This window comes from Metabacillus niabensis, from assembly GCF_020524345.1.
Taxonomy (GTDB): Bacteria; Bacillota; Bacilli; order Bacillales; family Bacillaceae; genus Metabacillus; species Metabacillus niabensis_B.
Genome location: NZ_JAIVLH010000016.1, coordinates 138,720 through 150,251 on the forward strand (window position 1 = coordinate 138,720; position 11,532 = coordinate 150,251).

At 35.4% G+C, this 11,532-nt stretch carries 14 protein-coding genes; 8 read left to right on the forward strand and 6 right to left on the reverse strand.

Going from position 1 to position 11,532, the window contains the following annotated elements; all coding sequences use genetic code 11:
- The first annotated feature begins 143 nt into the window (after positions 1-143).
- Genes LC095_RS17880 through LC095_RS17890 form a run of 3 tightly spaced genes read left to right on the forward strand, consistent with a single transcriptional unit; the run spans position 144 to position 1,492 of the window.
- Entirely contained in the window at positions 144-866 is a 723-nt protein-coding gene (locus LC095_RS17880; RefSeq protein WP_226529434.1) for a hypothetical protein, read from the forward strand.
- Positions 856-1,296: a hypothetical protein gene (locus LC095_RS17885; protein ID WP_226529435.1), complete on the forward strand. Its 441-nt coding sequence runs from the start codon at positions 856-858 to the stop codon at positions 1,294-1,296. Before LC095_RS17880 ends, LC095_RS17885 begins: the two co-directional genes overlap by 11 nt.
- A 22-nt stretch (positions 1,297-1,318) precedes the next feature.
- On the forward strand, positions 1,319-1,492 hold the full coding sequence (locus LC095_RS17890) for a Fur-regulated basic protein FbpA (protein WP_226529436.1): 174 nt from the start codon (positions 1,319-1,321) through the stop codon (positions 1,490-1,492).
- 180 nt (positions 1,493-1,672) lie between these two features.
- Here the strand turns inward: LC095_RS17890 and LC095_RS17895 are convergent, their stop codons facing one another.
- The 5 genes from LC095_RS17895 to LC095_RS17915 are packed head-to-tail and all read right to left on the reverse strand — an operon-like array spanning position 1,673 to position 6,868.
- Positions 1,673-2,752: a GerAB/ArcD/ProY family transporter gene (locus LC095_RS17895; RefSeq protein ID WP_226529438.1), complete on the reverse strand. Its 1,080-nt coding sequence runs from the start codon at positions 2,750-2,752 to the stop codon at positions 1,673-1,675.
- Between the two features lie 7 nt (positions 2,753-2,759).
- A complete protein-coding gene (locus LC095_RS17900; protein WP_226529440.1) occupies positions 2,760-3,869 on the reverse strand; it encodes a GerAB/ArcD/ProY family transporter in 1,110 nt (369 codons plus the stop codon).
- A gap of 21 nt (positions 3,870-3,890) precedes the next feature.
- Positions 3,891-4,124, reverse strand: coding sequence for a hypothetical protein (locus LC095_RS17905; RefSeq protein ID WP_226529441.1), 234 nt, complete (start codon positions 4,122-4,124; stop codon positions 3,891-3,893).
- A 6-nt stretch (positions 4,125-4,130) separates the two neighbouring features.
- A complete protein-coding gene (locus LC095_RS17910; RefSeq protein WP_226529442.1) occupies positions 4,131-5,315 on the reverse strand; it encodes a Ger(x)C family spore germination protein in 1,185 nt (394 codons plus the stop codon).
- Between the two features lie 11 nt (positions 5,316-5,326).
- Positions 5,327-6,868, reverse strand: coding sequence for a spore germination protein (locus LC095_RS17915; RefSeq protein ID WP_226529456.1), 1,542 nt, complete (start codon positions 6,866-6,868; stop codon positions 5,327-5,329).
- 275 nt (positions 6,869-7,143) lie between these two features.
- Here LC095_RS17915 and LC095_RS17920 point away from each other — a divergent pair, with 275 nt between their 5' ends.
- From LC095_RS17920 to LC095_RS17940, 5 genes are all read left to right on the forward strand, one after another.
- The gene (locus LC095_RS17920) at positions 7,144-7,686 is read left to right on the forward strand and encodes a glycerol-3-phosphate responsive antiterminator (RefSeq protein ID WP_226529443.1); all 543 of its coding nucleotides are present in this window, start codon (positions 7,144-7,146) and stop codon (positions 7,684-7,686) included.
- Between the two features lie 55 nt (positions 7,687-7,741).
- A complete protein-coding gene (locus LC095_RS17925; RefSeq protein ID WP_226529444.1) occupies positions 7,742-8,668 on the forward strand; it encodes an alpha/beta fold hydrolase in 927 nt (308 codons plus the stop codon).
- Between the two features lie 255 nt (positions 8,669-8,923).
- The gene (locus tag LC095_RS17930) at positions 8,924-9,376 is read left to right on the forward strand and encodes a chemotaxis protein CheX (protein ID WP_226529446.1); all 453 of its coding nucleotides are present in this window, start codon (positions 8,924-8,926) and stop codon (positions 9,374-9,376) included.
- A 184-nt stretch (positions 9,377-9,560) separates the two neighbouring features.
- Positions 9,561-10,649: a hypothetical protein gene (locus tag LC095_RS17935; protein ID WP_226529447.1), complete on the forward strand. Its 1,089-nt coding sequence runs from the start codon at positions 9,561-9,563 to the stop codon at positions 10,647-10,649.
- Between the two features lie 109 nt (positions 10,650-10,758).
- On the forward strand, positions 10,759-11,382 hold the full coding sequence (locus tag LC095_RS17940; RefSeq protein WP_226529448.1) for an SGNH/GDSL hydrolase family protein: 624 nt from the start codon (positions 10,759-10,761) through the stop codon (positions 11,380-11,382).
- A gap of 62 nt (positions 11,383-11,444) precedes the next feature.
- Here LC095_RS17940 and LC095_RS27290 read toward each other — a convergent pair.
- Positions 11,445-11,532: IS3 family transposase (locus LC095_RS27290; protein ID WP_404810027.1), on the reverse strand; the 88-nt coding region annotated here is incomplete at its 5' end.

Below are 11,532 nucleotides of genomic sequence, written 5' to 3' on the forward strand. Positions count from 1 at the left end.
TTTTGCCAATAGGACTTGGCGACAAGCCTTAGTTTTTCTTATATATTTCACGAGATGAATCTTGACAGTGAGAACACTTTTCAATTAGAATTATAAAAGATAATGATAATCATTATCATTAAATGAAAGGAAGTGTTCTCTAAATGATGAATGAAAACAAACATATAGTAGAGAAGCATGTGATGCAAGATCATTTAGAGTCTTTTATAAAATGTCCGTACCAAGTTTACTATTTTCAGCTCCTCCATGAAAAAGAGCGAATGTGGAGACAGAATATCCAAGCAGTCATCAATTCAATTGTTCATACATATTATGAGCTTCATTTAGAAGATCAGACAAAGCTATCTGCATTAAAGGTAATAAATGAGTGTTGGCACCAAGTCAGGTTTGATTTTTTTCAGTCCAGGGAAGAGTATTATATGGTTTTAGCCAAAATAACGGATCATTTGCTTCAGTTTCTCTCAACGAAAAGTAAGCAACCGCCGCTTTTCTTATATGAGAAACTATACATAAAGGGTTTAGAATCTCAAGCCTCCATTACGATTGAAGTAGCAGAATGGTCAGCTACATCTTTTTCAGTAAAAAAATTTCTGTTAGAGGCAGATCAGCAGTTGATGGAAAGATATAGTCAACTCGTTTCGGTTTTCTCTTACGAATCTTTGGGAATGCTACCTGAAAAGATTGAAATTGTTTCTTTATTAGATGGAAGAATAACTGCCTTTTATCCAAGTAAACAAGATATTCCTAAGGGAGTTCAATATTTAGAGTATATAAAGCAACTCGTTAATGAAAACAATCAAGGGTGCTTTGAATGTCCTTTAACAAAACAATGCAAAGATATATTTAAAGATCAAAATGTCCATTAAGAGAGGAGTTTCGACTATGCATCACTATTTTATCGTGAATCAACAGTTCCAACACTTTGTCGAGTGTTTTTGTCCAGATGGGGAGCATGAAGATATGCTGACAATTAAGCGTGGAGAATTATTGGAAGTAACAAATGAACGTACATATGTATATGATCAGGGTTGGTATAACATGGTTATTCTGAATTCTGATAAGTATATATATATGGCATTAGACGACTTAGAAAAGTATTTCATTAAAGGGTATATTTATTCGTTAATGGATTTGGAATTACATATTAATCACTTGAAATTTCAGGTTGATCAGTCTCTTGGGAATGGTGATGAGGATACATTCTTAGAAGCGACAAATGGCTTGAAAAAGTCCAATGAGTTAAAATTAATGTTAGAAAGACATTTAAATAGTATGACGGAAAATTATCTAATGTAGGTATTTATAGGATGTGAAAGAAATGGGTAAAAACATGAAAGAGGGCATCGTCTTTCAGAAGGACCATATCATTCAGCAACTGTTAAAGTTAAACTGCTTTAAATCATCAGATGATCGCCAATTATATGAATTAACTTTACCTGAACTGGAATGTGAATATAAGCTGGTAAAAGAAAAGCATCACTCCATTTCATAAGAACATGAAAAAGGTGAAAGTAAGCCTCCTTTTTCATGTTCTTTTTTTGGACGCTGAATATTTATTTTCGATTTTCTGATTTTATTTGCTTTTTCGGGGTTATATTTACCATTAACAGTTTATATTTTCGATTTTTAAATTATATTTCCTATTAGACAAAATTCGACACGGACATCACTTTTAAAACTTTTTCTTAACAAAAGCCACAACACACAATAGAAGGGGAATAGCAAAGGAGAAAATAGGATAAATATATGCAAGCATAAAATCACCTTGAGCCATATGAGCAATGTAGTTTTCTGTAAAATAGTAGGAAGTAAAAAAGACGATGGCTCCAAAAGGTAAAACTAACACATTTTTAGATATTTTAAATAATGTTGCACCGCCTATCACTGCTGCATACATAAAAATGGCCACTTTAAAAAAATCATTGACTAGGAGCCAGATCATGAAAAGTGCATCAAGTCTTTGAATAATCTCAGCAACCTCAATTTTTTGAACCATTCTCAGAAAAGGAGAGATAGAACTGCCTCTCGTATCAGCTCCTAAAACTGCGATCGTTAAAAAATGAAAAAGCGCTAAAGATAACCCTCCTATAATTACTCCCATAAAAGAAGCTTTTAATTGATGTTTTGGTTTATTTAAATATGCAAAAACCATTGTAAAACAAACGACTTCCCCAAACGGTGCACTCCAAGCCTCTTTCAATGTTGTACCAATAATCTTCTTCCAACCGGGCTCTAATACTGGTAATAAATTTTCATATTGAAAGATATCAGAGAAAAATATGAAGATAATCATTAAAATCCCTGTTAGGACAAGATATACGATAAATATTTCACTTGTTCTAAGCAGAACTTCTATGCCTAAAAATAACCCATAGAGTATAGGGAGTAAAAACATAATCCCGATGACCGATACAGGTGTTCCATGCAAAAATAGCGGGGCCAGTTCCATTGCATCTCGAACATCACGTGCAGCTCCGTATAAAAAAAACAAAACATAGGAAATGCCAACTGCAGTACCTAAGTATTTACCCAGGATCTTTATTGTGTATTCTGTTAAGACAAGGTTAGGATACAGTTTATATAAATAGTGATAAATCAATAGCAAAGGAAAACCTAAAAACATACCAAGTAAAATTGAAATCCAGGCAGCTTGTTCAGCATCGGCAGCTAATGGAAAAATCACGGTTGTACCTACAACAAATATGTAGATGATTGTGACCAACTGAATGGCAGATATCTTTGCATTCTCCATATTAGTCTTACCTTCCGCTTTCTTTGTTCTTTTTGACTTTTTTAACGTTAGCTGCAAACACAATAATGCATGGAATAAAGAAACAAACTGTTAAGGAATACGGTGTCCATGTGTGTGCAAGGAAATCTTGAAAATAAACGATATCCGGGTATAGGATGATTGAAAAGGTGACTAGCAAAAAGGCTAATGGAAAAACCAGAATTTTATAACTCTTTAATTTGAATATTTGTGCAAGGCCAAGAGTGATTCCGTAATAGCAAATCGTAAGCTTAAAATACACTGAAAAAAACCAAATGATAGCAACAATGACTTCCAATCTTTCAATGACCGTTCCAAGGCTTATTTTTTTCCCTAATATATAGGAAGGATAAGCATGCCTTGCAGTAAAATCTGCTCCAAGTACTATAATACTGAATATGATAAGGATCGATAAAACAACTCCCCCGATAATAGTTCCTTTATAAAAGGATTTCTTCAATCCCTGTTTGTTTGATACATACGGGGTAATCATTAAAAAAATAAACAATTCTAAATAAGGTAGTCCCAAACTGCTGTAGGTAGCTCTTGCTATAGCTTTGAATCCTTCTCCGTAGATAGGTTGTATATTTGAAATCTCTACTTCAGGGATAAGAAATAAAAATAGTAGTGCAAGCATCAAAATCATCCAAGGGAAAAAAATGATGGCTGTACGGCTGATGACCTCAATTCCCAATTTAACTCCTGCCATACTGATGAGGATGAAAGAAATCAAGATTGTCTGAATAGGTGTTTCGACGAGAATTTGAGTTGTTAAGAAATCCCCGATCTCTCTAAGTAAACCAGCGGAAATAATAAAAAAATAAAAGATGAAGAGAAAGGAAACAACACCTCCTATCCAACTTCCTAAAATGTTTTTCGTCATTTCTATAAAGGTCATTTCAGGATAAAAAGATGTCAGCTGGTTATATAGAAAAATAAAACATAATCCAATCATTAAAGAGAGAAAAGAAGCAATCCAGGCATCTTGTTTTGCATAAGAGGCAAGTAAAGATGGCCCTACTAGTATGGTGCTACCTAGAGTAAAAATAATCACAATAATTTCAAATTCACCTGTATTAATTTTCCCTTTTTCAAGCATGTTTACATATCAACTACCTCTCTATGACAAAAAACGTTCTATAGATGAAATAATAGGACTGTATATACGGTTTAGGAAATCAAGCGGAGTTGGAATTCTTATATTAAGTGCTAAAAGACAAGCAAATGATAATCCGCTAGTTAGTAAGAAACTATAGATGATCATCTCCCGGTAGCTTTTACTTTTTAATAATGCCTTAATCTCAATAATCCAAACGAGTAAACCTATTAGGAGAATTCCAACAATTGTCCACATGTATGTTTACTCCTTTGTTTCTTTTTGAAATGAGTCTGTAATTGTACCTAATCTTCTTATTTCGGTTTTGACATGAACATTTACGTTTAAATTTGTGAAATGCTCATCCCAGTTATCTTCTAGTCCTTTCCAGGCTCTTGGATCTTCCCGATGAATGACTTCTCCAAAACCAAAAATATCACTTTGAAAATCCTCTTGAACCTCTTGCACAGAGGTTTGTACTTTCTCTTTAATATTGTCAGCATATTTTTTTTCTAATTTGTCGATTGTTTCAGGTTTTGATAAATCAATACTGCTTTCAACATCAGCGATATTTCCTTCAGGTGTAACGGTAATGTCGATTACAGGTTTACCTTTTTCCATTTTTCCCTTTACTTTGGTTTTAGAACGTAAAGTCTCGATGGTGATATTGCCATCTTCTTGTTCAATGGTTACTACTGTATTTTTAATATTGTCTGTAATATAGTTAAAACCTTTGCTTTCATTCATATTCAACCAACCGATCAGTTTGTCTTTCTTAAAAACAGCAAGATAATCAATCCTTAACCCTGTTTCGGGTGAGACATTATGAACGTTTTCGATATTGCTTCCTACTTCAGCATCTCCGTAATAATAGATTCCTGTTAAAACAGGTTCTTTTCCCTTGCTCACAATACTATTGATTAACTCATCTAATTTAACTGTTTTTGCTGCTGCCCAAACACTCTCAGAGTTTTCAAGTGCATTAAAAAGTTTGTTTGCCGGTACTTTTTCAATTGCGGTTTGAATATTTAAGATGTCAGCGGCAGTAGATCCTTTTGCGACCGTAATATAAAAGTCAGTTCTCATTTCATGATCTCTTGATATAAAATCAAGTGCTTTACCTATTCCTTCTCTAGCTAGTTCTTCTCCAAAGACAACTTCACGGAGATGTGCCAAATAAATACGTCTTGGAGTATCGGTTGACAGTTTTCGTAATGCTTCAAATACGGTTTTTCCTGATTTTACAAACCTCACCACTTCAGTACGACCAGAGCTTGTATTTCCAGCAAGCTCTGACGGATTTAATACTTGAATCGAAACTGAATAACCATCTTCCGTTTTATCGATACCAATCGCTGTTACGATGGCAAGTTCGTTTAAATCTTTTTTACTCCAGCAACCAGTAGTGAGAAGAAGCATACAAATAATAATAAGTAACTTCTTGTACATAAGGTAACTCCTTAACTAGTAGTAGGTGGTTTTGGAGAAGGTGTATCCTCTCGGTCTGTATCCTTTTGACTTATTAAACGTGGGCGTGCAAATAAGGCCCAATGTGGGAGTCGGAAAAAATTATCCTTTTGGTCCTGTAGAATAAATGGAGCATTCGGTGATAAATAAGGAATCCCAAAAGATCTCAAACTGCTAAGATGAAGGACCATGGCAATTAAGCCTAAAATAATGCCAAATAAACCGAATGTTCCAGCAAGAATCATAAACCCAAAGCGTAGGATCCGCACAGCAATACCCATATTAAATGTTGGAGAAACAAAGCTGCTAATCGCTGTTAGAGAAACAACAATGACCATTGTGGCGGTGACAATTCCAGCTTCAACAGCTGCCTGGCCTATAACAAGTGCTCCAACAATGGAGATCGCTGAACCAACCGCTCTGGGCATTCGGACTCCAGCTTCCCGTAGAATTTCAAACGTTATTTCCATAAGGATTGCTTCGACAATCGCGGGAAACGGAACTCCATCTCTCTGTGCTGCCAGACTGATTAGTAACGGTGTAGGCAGCATTTCCTGGTGGAATGTTGTTACCGCTATATAAGCTGAAGGTGTGAGCAATGCAAGAAAAAATGATAGGTACCGAAGTAACCGAATAAGTGTCGCGATGTCAGCTCTCTGATAATAATCTTCACTTGCTTGGAAAAAATTGATTAACAGAGCAGGAACGACTAAAACGAATGGAGTTCCATCAACAAGAATAGCAACTCTTCCTTCTAATATGGCTGCCGCCACAGTGTCCGGACGTTCTGTATTAAAGACAGTTGGAAAGGGAGTAAATGTACTATCCTGTATGAGTTCTTCAATATATCCGCTTTCAAGAATAGCATCAATTTTAATCTTATCGAGCCGGGTATGAACTTCCTTTACAACCTTATCGGTTGCGACACCTTTTAGATACATTATGGCAACATCTGTTTTCGTTTTTTTACCAAGTTGTTTCGTCTCAAGCCAAAGGTTTGGATCTTTAATGCGACGTCTTATTAAGGCCGTGTTCGTTCTTAATGTTTCAGAAAAACCATCCTTTGGACCTCTAACAACTGTCTGTGAAGAAGGTTCTTGCACTCCGCGATCAGTCCAGCCTCTTGATCCAATCGCTAAGCATTTAGGGAATCCGTCCATTAATAAAATAGTATCACCAGACAAAAAGTGAAAAAAAAGAGTTTCGAAATGAACAATCTCCTTTATTTCTCCGATCGGTAAAGTTTGTGCTTTAATGAATTCAAACAAGTCTGTGTGAATATCAGGACGATCAACTTCTGCATTCCTAATTTGAACCATAAGAGTATCTAAAACAAAATCTTGTACAAATGATTTGTCAGCTAACCCATCCGTGTAAATAAGCCCGAGATCAATTAGTCCGCTTTGACCGGCCTTGAAGTCTCTAATAATGATATCTGAGCTGTTTCCTATTACCTCTTTAATATAAGATAAGTTCCAATGAAGGTTGGAAGAGATTTGTTCGATCTTCTTTTGCTCTTGTGATCTGCTATTCATCTCTTGAATGGCAGATAATTTTTCAGTGAAATTTTTGTTTTGTTTTTTTTCTTTTATTAATTTTGACAATGGTTTAGGAACACGTGTTTTCAATCTAAACCTCCTAGCAAGAAAAGGGTGCTAACTCGTATTGTTTACAAATTAGGTTGAATTATCCAAGTGTTTGAAAATAAAGTGCATTTAGGGATCTTTTGCAAAAGGGTGACATTTTTAAATGGAACCTTTATGATGAAAAAATAAATAATTGCAACATAAAGATAAAGTGAGGAGTACACATGCAAAAGATTTTACCGGCTTTTTCATCTATAAAGCAATTCGAACGGTTCCTTGATAGCGACTATGAGATTGGAGTTTTTTTGGAAACACATATTTCTCAATTGGCCAATCTACATAAATTAGCTGAGCAACATCGTAAAAAAATCATCTATCATGTTGACTTAATCCATGGTTTGAAAAGTGATGATTTTGCGGCTGAGTATCTTTGTCAGGAATATCGACCTTATGGACTTATTTCTACAAAATCGAATGTTATTTTAAAAGCAAAACAAAAAGGTGTTATTGCGATCCAAAGGATGTTTTTAATTGATTCTCATGCATTAGAACGAAGCTACCGCTTAGTTGAAAAAACAAAACCAGATTATATTGAAGTATTACCAGGTGCGATGCCTTGGATGATCAAAGAAGTAAAAGAACGTACAAAAACTAAAATACTCGCAGGCGGGTTAATTCGTACAGTTGAAGAAGTCGAAAAAGCGTTGGAAGCTGGGGCAGATGCCATTACAACATCAAAAAAAGAGCTCTGGAATTTCGAGAAGTAAAATGGACTTTTAACTTAAATGGAAGTAAACGGGATAAAAGACAGGGGGGAAGGGTATGAAAAATGAAAATTGGTTAACTATGTCTGATGAACATCAAGTATATGTTTGTCAATGGGAAGAGAAGTCGGTGAAGCCAAGAGCAGTCTTACAGGTTGCTCATGGAATGGCAGAGCATATAAAACGTTATGAACCATTTGCAATGTTTCTCAATTCCAAGGGAATTATCGTAATAGGACATGATCATCGAGGTCATGGACAGACTGGTGAAAAGGGTGGTGAATATGGTTTTTTTGCCGAAAGCAACGGCTTTGAAAGAACAGTTGACGATATGAAAGAAGTGTATGATGACATAAAAAATCAATATCCAAAATTACCCGTCTTCCTCATGGGACACAGTATGGGCTCCTTTTTAGTCCGACGTTTTCTACAGCGTTTTCAGGTGAGTCTATATGGAGTCATTTTATCAGGAACTGGAGGAAATCCGGGTTTGATCTTAAAAGTTGCAAAAAAATTAGCTGAAACACAGGTCAAAAAATGGGGAAATCGTGCTGAAAGTCCATTTCTGCAAAAATTAACAACCCGAAGCTATAACAAGAAATTTACGAATGCCAATACAGGTTATGAGTGGCTAACCCGGGATTCTGAACAAGTATCAACGTATATAAATGATCCATATTGCGGAAAAGTAGGAACAACAGGATTTTTTCAAGACTTATACTATGGACTTGATATGATTCATAGACATGAGGAAGTATCAAAAATAGACAGAAATCTACCCTTTTACCTCTTTAGCGGGGATATGGATCCTGTTGGAAATTATACAAAGGGTGTAAATAAGCTAATTAATCAGTTAAGGAAACATGGAATTAAGCAGATCGAATACAAATTTTATGAAAATGGTCGGCATGAAATGTTAAATGAAGTAAATCGTGAGGTTGTTTATGAGGATATATATAGGTGGATTGAAAAAAAATTAAATTAGTACCTACAAAAATGCTAGATTGTCAGGATGACAATCTAGCATTTTTTTTCTAAACAAATGGTAGAAGTTTGTCGATATAACTAGTATTAAGAATCTCAAATAGTCATTTATGTCGAAATTATGATGAGATGAGGAAAGATTTACTATATAATAAGAAAAAAGTCTTAGTTATACTACTAGTAGATAAGTAAGGGTAGAAACAGAGTTGAAACGGTCATTCTGTGACATATTCTAATAGAGCAGGGGGTGTTTATATTGAGTACGACTGTATCAAACACATTAGAAGATCTACATGGGTCAACGATAGAGTCCATAAAACAGGTACTTCCGATCCCACATGAAAATATAACAGCGCCTGAGCTACGTTCTGAGTTAACATGCCAATTCGGTGTCCTGGTTGGGATAACAGGCTCAATAAATGGTAAGGTTCTCTATAAGTCTGATGTTGATTTTTTCAGTTCTGTAGGTGAATTAATGTTTGGCATGGCACTTGAAGGGGATATGTTAAAGTCATTTGCTGGTGAGCTTGGCAATATGATATCAGGTGGACTATGTACAAATGTCTTTTCAAAAGGAATGACAATTGATATTACAGCACCAACGATCATGGAAGGAAATATGTCACTTTCGGGTTTTAAAGAAGCAATTGAAATCGTGATGACATTCCAAGGTGGTAAAAAACTAGAAATAGGTTTGATGATTGACTAATTATGGTTCAAGCTGGAGGAAAGGACCTTCATCCTTATTCTCCTGCCATTGTGATTAATTAAATAAGTAGTGAATTTTAAAAACAGGTGACTTGTTAAGTATATACTTACGTCAGCTGTTTTTTTAGTTGAGATATAAAATGATATAATAATTTACAATAAATACTAAGTTAAGGGGAGAACAAATGGCTGAGGAACTTCGCTACATCTTTAATCAAGATTTTATGAATCAGCTTTCAAAGGAATTAAGGAATGCGTATCCATCGTTTGATGAAGAAATATTTCTTACATATATTTACGCGGGTGAATGGGACAACCTTACTTTAAAGCAAAGAGTCCGGCGGATTTCTGAATGTTTTCATGAAACGATAAAACTGGATTTTTCAGAGGTGGTTAACATATTAAAAAAGGTAGCACCTCATTTTAAAGGCAGCCTGGCAGGAATTATTTTTCCAGATTACATTGAGGTATACGGTTTAAACGATTGGAATGTGTCAATCTCTGCCCTTGAGTATTTCACTCAGTATTCAACATCCGAGTTTGCAGTTCGGCCCTTTGTGGTAAAAGATCAAGAGAAAATGCTTCAGCAATTTATTGTCTGGAGCACTCATTCAAATGAGCATGTTAGAAGACTTGCAAGTGAAGGCTCCCGTCCTAGGCTTCCATGGGGTATGATATTAACCGGCTTAAAAAATGATCCTTTACCCATTTTACCGATTTTAGAAAATTTGAAGGAAGACCCCTCTTTATATGTAAGAAAAAGTGTGGCAAATAACATAAATGATATTTCGAGAGATCATCCGGCTATCGTTCTCTCACTAGCAAAAAAATGGAACGGAGAAAATGAATTAACGAATTGGATTTTGAAAAAAGGCTTGCGAACCTTGCTTAAAAAAGGGAACTTAGACGCTCTTGAACTGTTTGGACTAGGTCCTTTACATACGATGACAATTTCAGATTTAGATGTGACAAAAAATGTGAAGATTGGAGATGCAATTGCCTTTTCATTTCAACTAGCTTCAACAGACACGGAATTACGTAAAGTAAGAGTTGAGTATTCCATCGACTTTATAAAAGCAAATGGGAAACCATCGAGTAAACAATTTCAGCTATCTGAAGTCATGATAAAACCGGGAGAAAAAAAGCAATATGTAAAAATACACTCCTTTAAAGATTTAACAACCAGGAAGCATTATCCCGGTAGGCATGCATTATCTATTATAGTGAATGGAGAAGTAAAGGGAACGAAACCGTTTGACGTTCATCTTTACTAAAGGATGATAAGATTTTAGAGGAAAATGAATGATATTTCTCGAAGAGCTATATGAGTATTTTATAAAAAAGTGCTGTCTTACATACAAAAGGGTAGATGGAGGAGAAAAGATGAAACAAAAGAAAATACTATTTATTGGTGACAGTATTACAGAATGGGGAAAACGTGAGGATCCGGAACAAATTGGCATCAGTTACGTGAGAATCATCCACGATTACTTACTAACAACTTATCCAGAGCAAGGATTTGATATAACAAATAAAGGTATCGGCGGCAACCGTATTACAGACCTTGCTTCAAGATGGCAACAAGATGTTATTGAACAGAACCCTGATTACCTTTCCATATCGATTGGGATCAATGATGTGTGGAGACAACTTGATCGCCCTGAAATCGAACAAGTAGACATAGAGAAATTTGAACACCTTTACACAGAACTATTAAGCCAAGTGAAAGAACAGACAAATGCGCGCATTATCTTAATGGAACCAACTGTAATTGAAGAACAGTTACAATCGAAGGGAAATGAAATCTTAAAAAATTACGTTAAAGTTGTAAATGATATGTCAAAACAATTTGAAACAATACTTGTCCCAACCCATCAAGCATTTGTAAAGTATCTAGAACAAAACAACGGCTACAACTTAACAACAGACGGTGTCCACATGAATTCTGCAGGCAACATGCTGATGGCTACAACATGGTTAAAAGCAGTAGAAGAACAGTTAAAGTAATAGATCCGACTAGACTGATGACCTCCCAAATTGTGGTGACCCCTAAAAGTTAGAGTTTTATATTAAGCGGCTAATTGGCTGGTATGGATACGGAATTGAACCGGACTCATGCCTGCCAATTTTTGCTTTATGCGCTTGTTATTATAATAG